The organism is Paenibacillus sp. SEL1 (assembly GCF_054602535.1).
Genome location: NZ_CM137723.1, coordinates 4,664,704 through 4,682,739, shown reverse-complemented (window position 1 = coordinate 4,682,739; position 18,036 = coordinate 4,664,704). Strand labels below are relative to the sequence as shown.

5 protein-coding genes are annotated in these 18,036 nt (G+C 47.9%); 1 reads left to right on the top strand and 4 read right to left on the bottom strand.

Annotation, left to right across the window (positions count from 1 at the left end; all coding sequences use genetic code 11):
* Positions 1-57: 57 nt before the first annotated feature.
* On the bottom strand, positions 58-537 hold the full coding sequence (gene greA, locus ACYCSE_RS21505) for a transcription elongation factor GreA (RefSeq protein ID WP_013310174.1): 480 nt from the start codon (positions 535-537) through the stop codon (positions 58-60).
* Between the two features lie 366 nt (positions 538-903).
* Between greA and ACYCSE_RS21500 the strand changes: the two genes are divergently transcribed.
* A complete protein-coding gene (locus ACYCSE_RS21500) occupies positions 904-1,251 on the top strand; it encodes a hypothetical protein (RefSeq protein ID WP_459699802.1) in 348 nt (115 codons plus the stop codon).
* Positions 1,252-1,492: 241 nt separating this feature from the next.
* Here ACYCSE_RS21500 and ACYCSE_RS21495 read toward each other — a convergent pair whose 3' ends face one another.
* The 3 genes from ACYCSE_RS21495 to ACYCSE_RS21485 form a co-directional block, all read right to left on the bottom strand.
* Complete coding sequence (locus tag ACYCSE_RS21495; RefSeq protein WP_459699801.1) at positions 1,493-4,528, bottom strand: endonuclease; 3,036 nt, start codon at positions 4,526-4,528, stop codon at positions 1,493-1,495.
* Between the two features lie 99 nt (positions 4,529-4,627).
* Entirely contained in the window at positions 4,628-6,529 is a 1,902-nt protein-coding gene (locus ACYCSE_RS21490; protein ID WP_459699799.1) for a serine hydrolase domain-containing protein, read from the bottom strand.
* A 283-nt stretch (positions 6,530-6,812) separates the two neighbouring features.
* On the bottom strand, positions 6,813-18,026 hold the full coding sequence (locus tag ACYCSE_RS21485; RefSeq protein WP_459699798.1) for an amino acid adenylation domain-containing protein: 11,214 nt from the start codon (positions 18,024-18,026) through the stop codon (positions 6,813-6,815).
* Positions 18,027-18,036 lie beyond the last annotated feature (10 nt).

The following is an 18,036-nucleotide window of genomic DNA, read 5'->3' as shown; positions in this document are numbered from 1 at the left end:
GTAGGCAGCGAGAAATAAAAAATCCCGGCCCCCTCATATAAGGGAATCGGGAATGAACTATGTGAGCTTAATTTCAAGCAGCTCATATTTAATTACAGCCATGGGTGCATCCACATGAATGATACTGCCCACTTCTTTTCCCAAAAGTGCCTTACCTAAAGGACTTTCATAGGAAATTTTGTTATCAAGAACATCCGCCTCAGCAGGACTTACAATTTTGTATTCCATCTTCTCTGAAAATTCGATGTCATTCAGAATGACAGTCGATCCGATACTAACGGTTCTAAGGTCTAAATTACTCTCATCCACGACCCGGGCTTTGGTCAGCATCTTCTCCAATATGAGAATGCGGGTTTCCATAAACGCTTGGTCGTCCTTGGCTGAGTGATACTCACTATTTTCTTTCAAATCGCCGTAGCTGATAGCCAACTTAAGGCGTTCGGCTAGCTCCTTGCGTTTTACGGTCTTCAGTTCCTTAAGCTCATCCTCCAGCTTGGCCAATCCCTCTTTAGTTAACAATACTTCTTCATTCGACATATTTTATCTACAACTCCTATTTCAGCATTTTGCTTAAGTCCAATTCAACGCTCAAAAATACAATAAACGAACTAAACCGTTTCAGTCTAAACATTGCTGATTGAAAACGCTCCTGGGATTTATGCAAATGCTCATTTGGCTTGCTTTATTGTAGTTTACTCTAAATCGGACCAACATGCGAAATAAATTACTGGATAACAGTAGCCAACTGCCTTCAGCCAGGATGATTCTTATAGTAACCAATGCTCTCTTATTCGCATATCGTATGATCATAACGTATATTGATGAGCACATGGAGTGCCGCTGTCCTTGTCTCGAATTTTGTGAAAACCAGGCAGGAGCAGTATATGGCGGGAGGAAGATTCAATGGCTTCCTTAGGAAAGAATGGTAATGGGAACGGGAATCGTAAATTCAAATCCCCCCTCAACGGTCAAAAGAAAAATGGATTAAACAGTAATTCGGCTATCTTTTCTGCGCTTCAAGGAAAAAATGTGGAGGTCCTCGTGGCAGCCCTCCTACTAACAGGAAAACTAAACGTCGATTCCGTGACTTTATACAGACAAGCAACATTGTTTTTAGGACTCACAGGAAAATACAAAACACTAGCATCCACTCCATCCAATGTCGATAATATGGTGAAATTTTTAAATGATAACGGGAATATGACACTGGACCAGGTGATACAAGCCTTTTCACAGAAAATAAATAATTAACAAGTGGCGAAAGGAGACTTATGCGGTGAGTGAGTTTGATGGAGAATATTTTGCAGAGGTTGTCATTATTGTGATTCTAGTTGCCATGTTCTTCTATGGCTCCTCAGATATAGAGGGACTTTCCGCTTCGCCAACCCAATCCTAAAATGATAATTCCCGCTTCGAAAAAAAATAAAAAAGCATCTATAGACTCTCACGAGGTCATAGATGCTCTTACTTTTTAACGGCCCATCATTTCTACTTAATGTCCTTTTACTTCTACGCTTATCGTTTGACTAGAAACTTCTCCTGAAGCATTGACTAACTCGGCCCGATACTCATATGTACCCGGCTTTTGATTTTGGATGTTGGTGACTGCACTTTGGGCCTGCGGGCTTTGGTTTGGCAGATCCTGGGCATCGATCAGTTCTCCATTTTCATATAAGTTGTATTTTGTCGCATTCGTACCCCACCACATGTTCATTGTAAGGGTGTAGGTGCCGTCACCGTCCCAATTGTCATGAGACAGCACTGGAATGCCAGGGGAAGCATCGGTCACTTCGACAGTTAACGGATCGCTGGTCGTTTTACCAGAAGCGTTGATCAGTTCTGCAGTATACGTGTAGGTACCATTGGTCTTGCCTGTAACAGGAATGACTGCATGCTGTGCTCCAGGGGAAGCGGCTTGCAACGATTGGGTGCCAATCAGCTTGTCGTTTTCATACAACTTGAGTTCATCACCATTCGTACCCCACCACAGATTCATGGTGATGTTGTAGTTGCCATCCTTCAGCCCGGTGTCCTGCCCGTTATCATGCGACAGCACAGGTTTACCCGGCACTTCACCTACAGCAGTCTTTTCGACTCTAACGGTTACAGGATTGGATACGACCGTTTTACCGTCCAAGGTGACGCTGGCTGTAATCTCCGCGCTCCCCTCTTTTAGGGCCTTAAGTTCTCCATACGTATCCAGCGAAACGGATTCATGACTGCTGATATACTGAACAGAAGCGCGGCTTAAATCAGCTTCGCTGCCACCTGTCAGCGTACCCTTGAGATGTGTCGCTGCCGTATCCCCAATGTTGAGGGTCGTTTGATCCATTGAAAGCTCTACTTCCTGCAAAGCTGCGCCTGCCTGAGCTGAAAAATCATCCAGTCCACGCGGTTTTAACTGATAATTCCCTTTGAAAATCGCCGAAATTCCCTTCAGCTTCACTTGCTGTCCTTCTTGATACGGAAAAGATGTCCGAGTTAAGCCTGTACGTGCATCGACGCGCACACGGTGACTTACTTCACCAGATACTGCATCAAATTCAAACGAACCTACGGGAGTCGCGTCTATCACATTACGAATCATTGCCGTAGGAAGCTCAACCAACTGTCCTTGGTTCGCATCACTGAGTTCGGTGACTTGTACAGCTTCCGGAAGTTGTCCTTCTCCCGTTTTTTCAATTGCCACTGGATCGGTTAACTCTAGCTCACTATTATACAGTGCCAAGCTTGCTGTAAGCTTTACTCGATCCCCTTGGTGAAAGCCGCTTTGGTTCTGATATACATAAATACCGCCACTTTCATCCTGCATGTAAAAGGCTTGACCACCGAATGCACCTGGTTCTGTCGTCACAACACCCTCTAAGGTCACGACTTTGCCAGCCGGGAGACTCCGAGCTTCTGCCACACTGATACGAGCTGGAACCGTATTGCCTTCCTCAGGCAACGGCTGGGCCGGGACATCAGCCAGCACGACGGATTGGGTCAGCAGATTGCCGCCGTTTTGCCTCAGTCTAAGATTAGCTGAACCACTGGTTCCCGGCTTGATCCGTACCGTCAAGTCCTTATAGGCATGACCTTTGCCGTCGGACTCCAGACTAAATGTTCCGCTATAGCCGTAAGAGGTTGGCCAGCTTCCATCCGGATTTTGAATCTGGGCTACTTGATTGCCGCCCGCTACATAAATACCAGTGCTGAATCCACTAATCGTGCTATTGGGAGCCAGTTGGTCGGCAGTAACTCGAATTTGAAAAGGCTCTGCATTGGGCAGCTGCTCTTGACGAACGATGCTGTACACTGGTTGCGCACTGGCTGTAGATCCGCCATAGGACCCTGCTTTGAATGTTCGCTGATCCCACCATTTGTAGCCGGCTGCGGGAGCGGACCAAGGCTCGACTTGTGGTTCCGTGGAAGTCTGCGGCTCTTCAAAAGGCAGTAATGCCGTCGGCTGGTCCAGCTGTAAGCTTTTCACTTCCGTCAGGCTGGTATACTCCTCCTTCTTGGACAACCAGTCTACGATATTGACCAGTAACACAGCGTCATCCTGCTCCTTAAAGCCGTCATACGTTGTCTTCTTGGTTCCTGTCTCTTCGCGCAAATATTTTGGCGTTGCATCTTCGACAGGAGACGAGTCCCCAATGAAAGCAGCTTTGCCTAGCCCTACTTTCGATACAGCTGCATAAGGTCCTTCCGGAATGCCGCCTCCGTTATAAACGCCCTGATCTACCGCGTTGCCCCAAGCCTGATTGGTTTTAGGAAGATATACGATTCCCTTGGCTTTCGCTGGGTCGATAATCGCGAGTGTTGATCCTGCATGCATTGCGACATTACTCACTCCAGCTGTAATGTTGAACGCCTGCGCTGGCTCAACAATCTGATTGGCCGTGATATCGCCTAATGCATTGTAGCGAAAGCGCACACCAAACTGGCTGCCCAGCCAATCTGAGCTGACTACACCCTGCATTGCTGCCGAGCTTTTTTCTTCCGCACTCATTCCCTTCGCAGGGTCTTCCCATGCACCACGACGATAGCCATTAACGCTCTCCGATCCGTCCCAGCGATTCTTGTTGCGGTCCGCGTTATAATGATCTCCAATGAAAAAAATACTATTGCCTGCTTTTACATACTGCTCCATTGCAGCCTGTTCGCTCTGTTTAAAAGGAATATTCGGCTCTGCCGTAACAAATACATCATAATTCTTTAGATCATTGTAAGTAATAGGCGTGGATTGGCGAAGCTCGTGTACATCATAGCCATTACTCGCGAGGGCTTGCCCGAAGTCTGAAAATCCACCATCAATCACCCAATCTGCTGCGCCAGCTGTCTGTCCATGTGTATTATCAAACAGCACTTTTTTACCAGCGTTCTCATTGACCACTTTCGCTGCAATGAAGGGGGCTGGGTCCGCCGGACCTTCTGCCCGTGCCGGTTGCATGCTGCCCGCAACACCAGCGTACAATGATAAAGTGAAAACCATAGCAGTTGCGTATTTGAAGCTACGGGATGTAAAACGACGAAAGATTCCCATTATTTTCCTCCTGTTTGTTGGTTTAAAGCCCCTCTGGGGGGCATCAGATACAAATTTTAGCATTCATTTATGTTCGAATATGCATTGTTTTGTAAATCTTTAGGAATAATGAATAGGAAGGAAATTCCAATAAAAAAGATACACCGTATGCAGCAATGTGAGTACCGCAAATAGGATTTTCCCGGCAGCCCGGGTTCTTCTTTCCCCTGTAATCAGCTTTGCGCCATTCACGATTAATACCCACACGGCAATGAGTGCTGAAATGAGTGGCAGCGTGCAAATTCCCCAGATATACCACGCGGAATAGCCATACACGATCTGATTGTTACCATAGATGACCTGCACCCCGAGAAAAATCGTATTTAGTGACGCAATGAATGCAAGGTTGGACGAAATGTGATTATTCGTTTTACGGATATCTCTGATCACATATCTTACGATCCAAATCAGCAAGGTCGTGATGAAAAATAAGGAGGCGGCAGCGTAGCTGACAAGCAGAGTCCAGGTACGGTGCCAAAGTGTCGTCTGCTTCATGGTCTTACTATCTGGGGCAACCATCATCCACGTACCGTTTTCCTGATACAGCAAAATTTTAAGCTGGCCCCCCTTTTCCACAAACAATCCATCGCCTGCTGCTTGAAAAACTTTGTCTGTTGCTTCATTCTCATTTGGGTATTTTCCTTTAACAATTAACGTATGATCATCTTGAATTCGCACGGTGTATGTAATGTTTCCCAGTATCCGAATCCATTTTCCCCACCCATGAACAGGATTAGAATCCACCTGATATACGCCCTCAATCTCTGGCGAAAGCTTCACTTGGGTGGAAGAACGAGCTAGTGACTGCGAAACGGCCTGCGGCTCTGAGGGCAGCATTTGGGCTATCGCATGGATGACTTTTCCATGAAGCAGGGTGTCCGTGTCAGCTGAATTAATGATCACAAAAATACCGATCTTTTGCGACGGAATCAGTACCATTTCGGAAATAAAATCATCAATTTCCCCGGTAGCCCACAGCATAGGTACTCCCGTCTCCAAATGACCACGGAAAAATCCGTAGCCTACGCCATCCAGGCGTGCATCGACTGCAAATTGCTGCGCATGCATCACTTTTACCGTATGTGGCTGGAGCACCACTTTGCCCTCATACTTGCCCCGGTTTAAATGAGTGATCAGATAATGGGAAAACTCGTTGGGTGTGACGTTCAACGCTCCTGCTCCCGGCAGATTGATATATGACAAAGGCTGTTTCAAATACGCTCCATCCTTCCACTGATACGATTGGGCCAATGCCGGATGATTTAACGGCAATTCCAGCGTCGCGCTGGGCATATTCATCGGCTGGAACAGATGTGTACGGAGGTAATCGTTCAGTCCCTGACCGCTTACTTGCTCCACGATATTACCGATCAGACCGTAGGCGACATTGCTGTAATCATACTGAATTCCAGGTTTGCGGATGGGAGGCTGATTTTGAAAATACGTGCTGAGGTACTGCTCTGTGGGCAAAACGCCTGCCCGAGTCGAGCTGTTAATGTCGTACAACGCTTCATCCAATCCTGAGGTATGTGTCAAAAGCTGATGCAAATTGAAAGGCTGATTTTGGTATTGCGTAGTTTTATAGCTGTGGAGATAGCTGTTCACGTCTTCATTCAAATCAAGCTTGTTTTGCTCAACCAGCTGCATCGTGGCGCTTGCACTAAATGATTTGGTTAGAGAGCCGACACGAACAATGGTCTTCGCTGGATCGAATGCCACTTTCCGCTCCAGATCTGCATATCCATAGCCTTTACTAAAAAGGATTTGGTTTTCTTGGGTCACGACGACCGCAGCCCCCGGAATATGCAATTTTCCCAATTCTGTATTCATGATATCGTCTACTGTTTTTTCCAATGAATCAGGTGTTATGCTGTCTGTTGCCCATGCCGAAGCAATGAGCAGGTTCCAGAGAAACAACGCTGCTAAAAATGCGGATAGGTAGCAAATGCCTTTATTCTTCATATTGAAGTACCATCCTTACGTATGAAGTTGATTTTACGTATGAAGTTGATTTAATGATTTGAACCGTGCGGTGATTGCATAGCGAGCAGATATTTATACTCCGTATGGAAGCCATCAGCATGGCGCTATGGAATCATCGCACTTCCCATCGCGGGAATGCACATGATAAAGCGAATCCTGATCGAATCGTGTAAGCAGAAGGCTTCTTACCTGTCGATCAGGATTCATGTGTTACAGATTAAAAATTAGTGATTCCGTTCGTTACATCACCGACCATAGATTTTCAAGATTTATGTTGTGCCAAATCTTGTGTCATGTCTTTGTCCGTGTTCCGAGTTATCTTTTGTATTGCGGCACGGATACTTTTTACATTTTCCTCGATAAATCCGGGTTCCAGTAGTTCATAATGATTACCAATCAAGCTATGCTCTTCATAGCTACCTTGTGTAGCATCTTTCCATAAAAGTCGATTATCTCCTGTACCCCTCACCGTTTCCGATCCAACGGCGACAAAGCCGTGAATATTCGCCTGAACGCTCTCTGTATTCACAAGCTGGTTGCCATACACCGCGTAAGCGATCATTTTACGTTGGTACGTTTCATTCAACAGCTCACGGTAGGATTCGGGAACCTGTTCCAGCATATCATGAATTTCATGCTCTGTTTCTTCAACTGTGAAGGGCAGGGCTTCCGCCCGTTTGACCGAATCGAGCATAAAAATATCGGATACAGCATGGCCTTGACGTTCCAGTGTGTCAGCAACCTTATGCGCCAGATTACCACCTATGGAATAACCAAGCAGTACATACGGACCTTGCGCTTGCGTGCTGACGATCAAATCAACGTAACGTGCCAGCATGGCCTGCTCATCCGCAGCATCATCCACGAACTCCAATCCATACACGACTGCGTCCTGATCCAGTTGGTTCGCCAGCTCCGCGAACGACAGCCCGTATCCAAGCATAGGAGGAAAGCAGAAGATGGAGATCGGACCGTGTTCATTCAACCGAATGATTGGACTATCGGCCTTGTATTCCAGATCGGCTTTCAATAATGTGAGCGCCTGCTCTTCTATAGTCGGGAAGTCCATAACACTACGGATGGGAAGCTCAATGTCTGTGGCAAGGTGAACTTTGCGTATAAGCTCCAGTACTTTCAAGGAATGTCCACCCAACGTGAAAAAGTCATCATGGATACCCACTTGTGGAATTTCAAGCACTTCCTGCCAAATGGATGCCAGCAACTGCTCCACCTCGGTTCGCGGTGCGACATATTCTATACCCGTGTGCAGCCCTTTGTCCGGCACAGGTAAAGCTTTGCGGTCGATTTTGCCGTTTGTCGTCAGCGGAAACCGATCCAGCTGTACAAATGCGGATGGAATCATATAGCTCGGCAGACTGGCCGACATCGCAGCTCGAATCTCACGGATGGTCAGCTGTTCATCGGCAGTAAAGTAAGCACATAATTGCTGCTGACCTGCTCCATCCCGCAAAGCAATAACCACGCTATCCCGCACGGACGGTACACTTGCCAGCCGCGCCTCCACCTCACCCAGCTCAATCCGGTAACCGCGAATTTTAACCTGTTGATCAATCCGTCCAGCGTATTCCAGTATGCCGTCTTCACGCCAGCGAACAAGGTCTCCCGTGCAGTACAGGCGATCTCCGTCCCTCCACGGGTTAGCAAGAAATCTCTCAGCCGTCAGCTCAGGACGATTTAGATAACCACGTGCAACTCCGTCTCCGCCGACGACCAGCTCACCCCAAGCTCCGACCGGTTGCAGGTTAAATGACGAATCTACAACATACGCCGTCGAATTGCAGATGGGCCGTCCGATCGGCACAGAATCCAGCTGTTCTTCCGTAATGTGATACGTCGTCGAAAAGGTTGTGTTTTCCGTTGGCCCATAGCCGTTAATGATGTTCATGTCCGGATTATCGCGCAGGACCCGGTTAATATGGGGTGCAGACAAAACATCACCACCAACCAACAAATACTTCACATTGCCGAAAAGTTTACTATCCTGCTGTGAAAGCTGATTAAATAACGGTGTGGTCAGCCACATCATGGTGACGTGATGATCCCGTATCGTCTCTTTAAGCTTTGCCGCGTCCAATAGATCATCCTTATGCACAAGAACAAGCTGACCACCATTCAGTAGCGCACCCCAAATTTCAAACGTAGATACATCAAATACAAACGCGCAAGTCTGCAGCATTCGAGTCGATTCATCAAATGGCACATAATCCGTATTGCGGACAAGGCGCACGACACTTTGATGCTCAACTACGACACCCTTAGGCTTACCTGTTGAACCTGAGGTATAAATGACATAAGCAGCATGATTACCCGCTCCATCTATACCCAGATTGGAAGCATCTGCACTGTAGGACGTATCCTCATTCAGATTGACAATCTGGCCGTCGAAATAGCAACGACCCAGTAAATCCTGCTGAGCCAGCAGCAGCTTAGCTCCCGAGTCCTCCAGCATATAACGGATACGGTCCTCCGGATATTGAGGGTCTACCGGCACATACGCGCCTCCAGCCTTCAAAATAGCGAGTGTTCCCGTAATCATATCCAGTGAGCGCTCCGTCAAAATGCCAACAGGTTCATCGGATTTTACCCCTGCATCACGCAGCGTATGCGCTAAACGGTTGGCTGTCTCATTGAGTTCCCGATAGGTCAATGATTGATGACCCAAAGCTACAGCAATATGATCCGGCGTGCGCTTTGCCTGCTCCTCAAACAGTTTTTGGATCGTGTGATTGCTTGGATATGCAGAGGCAGTGTCATTAAACTCTCCTGTAATTTGTTGTTTTTCCGCCGCTGTAACCAGTTCCAGCTCTTCTACGCAAACATTCGGGTTAAGCAAAACTTGCTCCAACAGATTCACAAAATGCCCATGCAGACGCTTAATGCCTGTTTGATCATAACTTAACGCATTATACATAAAACGAATCTTGATGCATTCTCCCGGCATAACGACTAAGCTCAGATCATAGTTAGTCTGCTCTGCAGCCACCACGTTGGAAATCGGGAATGTATCCTGCCCGTCACTTCCCAGTTCTTCGACCTGCTCATCTACCGGATAATTTTCAAACACCATAATATGGTTAATTAAATCCTGTTTCTGGTCGGTCAATGCCTGAATCTCAAACAGTGGATACGTATCATACGCATGAGAAGCCAGCGCCTGCTCCTGTGTTTTCTTCATAACTTCTGCAAAAGATTCCCCTGCCCCACTAAGAATGCGAACTGGAATGGTATTAATGAACAAGCCGATAATATCCTCTACCCCGATAATATCCGATGGACGGCCTGAGACGACACTACCAAATACGACATCACTGTGGTTGTTATATTTTTGCAGCACAATCCCCCAGACGGTTTGTAATAACGTATTCATGGTCACCTGATATCGCTTAGCCGTCTCCTCCACCTGGAGGGTCAACTCACGTTCCAAAACCGTCACCCAATCACTAGCCGTGTTGCCTCCACTCTTGCGACCGGATTTTACAGCTGGTAATGCTGTTTGCTGCTCATATCCGGATAAATAGCTGCTCCAGTAGTCGGTTGCCGCCTTGGCATCCTGTGCTTCCAGCCATTCAATAAAGCGGCTGTACGGCACTGCCGGTGCCAGCTCTGGTACTCTGCCCTCCTGAAGTGCTGCATAGCTTTCAAACACTTCTTTATTTATAAGGGACAGGCACCAGCCGTCCATGACGATATGATGGAAGCTCCATACAAAATGATAGTTGTCTTCTCCGGTACGTAAAATCGCTACACGCAGCAGGACATCCCGACGCAGATCAAAGCCCCGTGCTTTATCTTGTAGCTTGAAATTTTTCACCCTGGTATCTATTTCATCCTCATCCAGATGGTGTAAATCTTCATATTGAAAGCCGCAATCCCGATTTCGATACACCACCTGCAACGGTTCCGTATCTCTGCCAAAATAAAAATGTGTACGCAGCGCCTCATGTCGCCGAACCAGAATATTCAGGCTTTCTGCAAAAGCCCGAATGTCCATCTGACCTCGCATATCATAAGAAACCTGCTCAAAATATGCGTCATTCGCAGCTGCTTGACTATCTAGCTGGCTGTGAAACAGCATCCCTTTCTGCATGGGGGTCAGTGCATATACATTGTCGATCTCACCCGCAGCACCCATTTCAGATAAGAGGCTGTCCAAGCCCTCCACACTCATTCCTTTATAAGAAATATCACTTGGGGTAAGCTCCGGGTGTTCTTTATGGGTGCAATGCGCCAAAATTTCACGCAGGCTCGATTCCAGGAATTTCGCCAATCGCTCGATGGTCTCCGGTCTATAGCTGGTACGACTATAGCTAATCGTCAGACCCAGTTGGCCTCCCGAAATAATGCCGCCAAAATCCAGCGTATACGTTCGAGCCATGGTCGGGCTCAGCGGCATCCCACCCTCATATGAGGATGATTGCAAGTCGTTCCCTTTCATATCCTGATCGAACTGTCCCAAATAGTTAAAGCTGATTTCGGGATCTGTCGTAAATATGGCTGGAGATGCCTCCGGTGCCTGTGTCTGACGGTTGGATAAATATTTCAGCACACCGTAGCCAATCCCTTTTTGCGGAATGCCGCGCAGTCCTTCCTTCACACGCTTAATCCGTTGCGAGAGTGCCAGTTCTTCCGGCATATCGAGCAAAACAGGATATTGGCTTGTAAACCACCCTATCGTTCGAGTAATGTCCACCTCTGGTAAAATGGCTTCACGTCCATGTCCCTCTAGATTTATCAGGAAACGATCATTTCTACTCCATGCTTGCAATGCCATTCCTACCGCCGTCAACAACAGGTCATTAATTTCTGTACGGTAGGCACGATTGGCCTGCTTAAGCAGCTGCTCTGTCTCTGCATGTGTCCACAAAGCAGTAACCGACTCACTATCGCCAATCAATGGCTTTTCGTGCTCGTTATGCCCATAATCCTGCGGCAAAGAAGCCAGTTCCGCTTGTGCAAGTTTCCCCCAATACGCTCGCTCATGTTCCATAGCTGGACTGTTGGCATAAGCGTGCAGTTGCTCGGCCCATGTTTGGAACGAATCTGTTTTATGAGGCAGCTGAATCACCTGTTCACCCTTGGAGGCTTGATCATAAGCAGTCGCCAAATCCTCGAATAAAATGCGCCAGGATACCCCGTCCACCGCCAAATGATGAATCACGACCAGCAGATGATCTCCATCCGGGCAACGGAACAGCCCCAGTCTCATCAGCGGACCTTCGCTTAGGGAAATACCAGATTGAATTTCATTGCATTTCGCTTCAATTATCTTCGCCAAATCTTGCTTGTTTACATCGCTGTCATTATAGTCAAAGCATTCCAGATGGTACGGTTCGCCTTCCTCTACACTGCGGTTCCATGCTGTACATCCGTTCTCCGACAAACTAAAAACCATACGCAATGCATCATGGTGCGAAGTAATCTTATGGAGCGCCCGCCGTAGTGCCTGTTCGTCATAGCCTTCCTGACGATAGAGCATGACAGATTGGTTAAAATAGTGTGGTTCTTCCGTTGGCTGTTCAAAAAACCAGCGCTGAATCGGTGTAAGCACTACATTTCCTGTAACCTCGCCCTGCTCGGCTATTCGGTTAACAGGCTGAATATATGTGCTTAGTCCCGCAATTGTCGGGTATTTGAACAAATCCTTCATTTCCAGCTTGTATCCAGCCTGAAACAAGCGGGACGATACTTGGATGGCCTTGATGGAGTCACCACCCAAATGGAAAAAGTTATCCTGTATTCCGACTTTCGGGATACCAAGAATGGCTCCCCAAGCCGTAGCCAGTGCCTGTTGGACATCCGTCTCGGGTGCCACATAATCCATACCTGTATCGAGATTGTGCTCAGGTGCGGGCAGTGCCCTACGGTCTACTTTGCCATTCAGCGTCAAAGGCAGTCTGGAGAGCTGCACAAAGTAGGACGGCACCATATAGCCAGGCAGATCCTGCGACAAAATGTTACGTAAGTCGCTGGCGCTCAATTCACTGTCTGTTGCAAAATAGGCACACAGCTGTTTTTGTCCGTGATCGTCCTGCCGCACGGTAACAACCGATTCCTTCACACCTGGAATCGTGGACAAACGGGTTTCAATTTCACCCAGTTCGATGCGGTAGCCGCGAATTTTGACCTGTTCATCCATTCTTCCCTTGTACTCCAGTACACCATCAGCACGCCAACGCACTAAGTCTCCTGTACGATAGCAATATTCTCCAGACCGGAATGGACTTTCAATAAATTTTTCCGCCGTAAGCTCGGGCCGATTCAGATATCCTCGCCCAACACCGTCGCCACCGACGATCAGCTCTCCCCAGGCCCCGATAGGTTGCAGCTTCAACGAACGATTGACCACATAAGCGGTCGAGTGATCAATTGGACGTCCAATGGGAATAGCCTGGGTTTGCGGTTCTGTAATGTCATAGATGGTGGAAAAGGTGGTGTTCTCCGTCGGACCATAAATATTGGCCAGGCGAAGCTGCGGGTACTCCTTCAAAACACGATTGACGTGTGGTACAGACAACACATCACCACCCACGAGCAACTCCTTCAAGGACGCAAACACTCCGATTTCTTGCTGCGAATACTGATTGAATAAAGCCGTAGTCATGAACATCGTGTTAACACGATACTTGTCAATTGCCTGTTTGAGCTTGGAGGCATCCAGAATAGTGTCATGGCTTACCACATACAGTTGTCCCCCGTTCAGCAGCGTTCCCCAGATTTCATATGTGGAGGCATCGAACACAACTGCGCCCAATTGCAGCATACGTGTATTTTCATCAAGCATGGCATAGCTTTTGTTTTTCACTAGGCGCACGACATTACGGTGCTCAATCATCACGCCCTTCGGCTTGCCTGTCGTACCAGAGGTGTAGATCACGTACGCAAGATCGGAGGAAGATCCCCCTGTTGTAATCGCAATTGTTCCATCCGTCTGAGCGTCACATTCAGATTTGCTATTGCATCGCTGTACATCACTCAAATCGATGACCGGAATGCCGGGTTCAAAAGGAATCTGCTCACGTCGCTGTAACAGTAACAGCCCCGCACTGGAATCCTCCAGTAAATAACGGATACGCTCTTCAGGATAATCAGGATCAATGGGAACGTAAGCCCCTCCGACCTTCAAAATCGCCAGCATACCGACGACCATTTCAATGGAGCGTTCAGCCATAATCCCTACTCGCTGTGTCTCTGGCTCGGACCCGCGCTGTATCCCATGGGAAGCGAGTATGCGTGCCAGACGGTCGGCACGTTCATTCAGCTCGCGGTAGGTAAGCTGCATGTCCGCAAAGGTGATGGCCAGCCGATCTGGTGATTGCGCTACCTGTTCCTCGAACAGCACATGCAGTGCTTGATCTCGTGGATACGGATAGTCTGCTACCGTATCATTGAATCTCTGCACAAGCAGCTCTTTTTCTTGGGCCGAAACCATTTCTATAGCCGAAAGAGCGATATTCGGCTGTTTTATAACCGCATTGATAAGCTGCTGCAAATGTTCAGTCAGTCGTTCAATGGTTTCCCGTTTGTACAGCCGAGTTCCGTATTGAAGAGCGCAGGAAATTTGTTCTTCATCCTCCACTGCGAACAGACTCAAATCAAATTTGGCCGTCGTTTGCTCACTTGGATAAGATGCCAATTGCAGCCCCGCCAGCTGCTGCTCTTTTTGCTCTATGTTTTGTAGTGCAAACATGGTATCAAATAACGGATTACGGCTTAAATCTCGATCTACGCCCAGCTTCTCCACCAGCTCTTCAAACGGATAATCCTGATGTTCAAAAGCCTTTAACGCGTTTTCCTTGACCTCCAACACATAATCGCGGAACGTTTTCCCGCCTTCTGGATAATTACGGATTGCCAGTGTATTCACGAACATCCCGATCAGACTGCCAAGATCCGCATGAGGCCGCCCTGCAATTGGCGAACCGACAATAATATCCTCCTGCCCGCTATAGTGGCTAAGCAAAGCCGAATAGGCAGCCAACAGCACCATATATAATGTCGATTCCGTCTGCACCGCAATGCTTTTTAAGCCTTCGCTTTGTCGTTGGTCAAGCGTAAATTCCAGCACATCTCCTTCAAAGCTTCTCACCGCTGGGCGTGGATAATCAGTCGGTAGATCAAGCACAGGTAGCTCTCCTGCGAAGGTATTGAGCCAGTAGTTTTCCTGTTCCCGGTAGCGTTCACTTTGCTGCTGCTTCTGTTGCCAAGCGGCGTAGTCTTTATACTGAATGCGTAGCGATGGCAGTGTGTCGCCTGCATATAAATGAATAAAGTCCTGAATTAGTACATTTATAGAGGTGCCGTCCGAAATGATATGATGCATGTCCATGAGCAAAATATGATGCTCTGGGTCTGTTTCAATCAAACCAACTCGGAATATCGGGGCCTGCCCCAGATCGAATGGTTTGACAAAGTTACGTACCAGCTCATCCGTTTCCTTTGGGGCAGCTCCGTGAGCATAGGTCAATTCCATGCAAAAAGGAACCTCGTCATGTACTCGCTGGACAGGTTCACCGTTCATGGTCTCAAAACTTGTGCGCAATGTTTCATGGCGGTCAATAAGCTGACGGAACGCGTTATCCAGTGCCTTGTGATCAAGTGAACCGGTCAGAGTCAGGGCACCAGGTATGTTATAGCTAATTCCCGCTCCATCAAGCTGATTGAGGATATACATCCGTTTTTGAGCCGATGAGACCGCATAAAATGGCTTATTCTCCGTAACAGGGATGGATTCATAGGTGGTTTGCTCCAGTGCTTCAATAACCTGCGCCAGCTGTTCAATTGTCGGATGCTGGAACAGATCCTTTAGCTGCACATTTTTATGCAATTCCTTATAGATGAGTGATATGACATGTGTCGCCCGCAGGGAATGTCCTCCTGCCTCAAAAAAGTTATCCTTAATCCCAATGCGCTCAAGCTCCAGCACATCTTTCCAGATGCTAGCCAGTTGTGCTTGTAATTGATTTTGAGGAGGTACATATTCTGCGCCTGAGCTTACACCTCCCTCTGGTTGTGGCAACGATCGGCGATCCACCTTGCCATTGGGCGTCAGTGGCAATTGCTCCAGCTGCACAAAATACGACGGTACCATGTAGCCCGGTAGCTCCTGGCTCAAAGCACTACGCAGCTCACTTGTCGCTACTTCCGCATGGGTGACCACATATGCGCAGAGCAGCTTTTGCCCCTGCTCATCTTCATGTGCAATTACAACAGCTTCTCGGACTGCCTCCAGCTTCAACAGCTGTGCTTCCACCTCGCCCAGCTCAATCCGGTAGCCTCGAATTTTCACCTGCGCGTCGATTCGTCCCTTATATTCCAGCGTCCCGTCCGCATTCCAACGCACCAGGTCCCCTGTTCGATAGCAGCGTTCGCCGCCACGGAACGGACTGTCAATGAACTTTTCGGTCGTCAGTTCTGGGCGGTTGCGGTATCCGCGAGCCACCCCGTCACCGCCGACGATCAGTTCTCCCCACGCTCCAACAGGCTGGAGCTGCATCGAACCGTCCACGACATATGCCGTCGAGTTATGGATCGGGCTACCAATGGGCACAGATGCCGATTGAACGCCGATAATGGCATGTGTGGTGGAAAAGGTCGTGTTTTCCGTCGGACCGTAGCCGTTAATGATATGTAGATTCGGATGGGCCTCCAATACCCGGTTAATATGCGGTACGGACAGCACATCACCACCAACCAATAGCTCCCGCATCCCCTCAAATAGTTCCAAGTCCTGCTGGGATAGCTGATTAAAGAGTGGTGCGGTCAGCCACATCGTGGTAATGCCGTGATTGCGAACAACTTCCTTGAGCTTGGGCGCGTCCAAAATAACATCCTGACTCACCAGCACCAGCTGTCCACCGTTCAATAACGCACCCCAAATTTCGAAGGTGGACGCGTCAAAGACAACAGACCCGGTCTGCAAAATGCGCGTGTCGGCATTCAAGCGTGCATAATTTGTGTTTGTCACCAAACGCACGACATTACGGTGCTCCACCATAACCCCTTTGGGCTGGCCTGTAGTCCCTGAGGTGTACATAATATAGGCCAAGCGACCAGCTGCGCTCGCTTTCGGTTGTTCTTCAGCTGCATAAGCGTGCTGTATTTGTTTTGCTTGTTCTGATTGCGTAGCTTTGGGTTGCATGTTTTCTGGTTGTATGGTTGTCGTAGAAGCAAGTTCGGGACTGGCGGAAATGGAGTAGAACGGATCTAGGCAGTCCACGTATCCCGGATCAGTATTCGTTCCGTGATCATTCGGCAAAATGGGATCGTAACGATCAGCATCATCCGTTCCATAAATTGCTGCATCGCTAAGGTCAAGCACCATTCCCTTAAAATCAGTGGGCCGATGTTCCATTCGCTGCACGAGCAGTATGTCCGCACCGGAATCCTTCAGCAAATAGCGTACACGCTCATCCGGGTAATCAGAATCAATGGGTACATATGCTCCACCTGCTTTGAGAATTCCGAGCATACCGACAATCATCTCAATCGAGCGTTCAGCTACAATGCCGACCGTCTGCTCGGTGCGGATTCCCTGCTTACGTAAAGAATGAGCCAGTCGGTTGGCCTTTTCATTCAATTCTGCATAGGTTAGGCTATCTTGCCTACACACTACCGCCACCTGCTGTGGTGCCTGCTTCGCCTGTTTCTCGAACAATTCATGAATAGACGCATGACGTGGATAATCCACATTTGTATCGTTGAAGGTATGGACCAGCTGCTCTACTTCTTGCTCTGACAGCACTTGTGTTGTGGAAATCGCCAACTCTGGCTGCTGCAAAACAATAGTGTACAGCCGCAGAAGCTGCTCAACAAAGTGCTCAATCGTCGTCTCGCTATAACGGTCGCTATTATACTTTACGTTCAGGGAGACCGCTTCATTTTCCCATTGAAACTGGAAATCTAGTTCAGATTGTACGTGATTCAAAAAATCAGAAATATGAATATTTTGCAAGGATACTGTGGTGTGAATAAGAGGCTTTCCATCCTCATTACGTTGAATGTCAAGTAATTCAGAATAGTTCCAAAAAGGAATGTTTTGATGTTCAATAGCTTCGCCGACAGAGGTTTTGATTTGAGACAGCAACGCTTTGAAGGTTGTGCTGGAATCCAGCGTATTTTTCAATAAAAGCAGATGGTTGATCGGCTTTGTAGCACCATTGCTAGACTTGGCTACCGGAATGCCCAGCAGCACACGTTCCTCACATGTGTATTTATGCAATAAGCTCTCTACTCCAGCAAGCAGGACCATAAACACGGCCCATGGAGCGCCACCTGTTATAGATGATATTCTTTGGGAAATTTCAGTTGGAAATGTGAGCGTGTACGTATGGGAATTTAAACTCGTTACAGTTGTATTTCTGGACACATGGTTGGTGTATGGTAGGCAGATGATATGATCCTCAGATTCCAGTTTATGGCTCCAGTAATTTTTTTCCTTCTCAAATAAGGCTTTCAATGACATCCCT

Bases quoted from the DNA above. Each gene is read 5' to 3' on its own strand.
- greA (WP_013310174.1), bottom strand. From the start codon at position 537: ATGTCGAATGAAGAAGTATTGTTAACTAAAGAGGGATTGGCCAAGCTG.
- ACYCSE_RS21500 (WP_459699802.1), top strand. From the start codon at position 904: ATGGCTTCCTTAGGAAAGAATGGTAATGGGAACGGGAATCGTAAATTC.
- ACYCSE_RS21495 (WP_459699801.1), bottom strand. From the start codon at position 4,528: ATGGGAATCTTTCGTCGTTTTACATCCCGTAGCTTCAAATACGCAACT.
- ACYCSE_RS21490 (WP_459699799.1), bottom strand. From the start codon at position 6,529: ATGAAGAATAAAGGCATTTGCTACCTATCCGCATTTTTAGCAGCGTTG.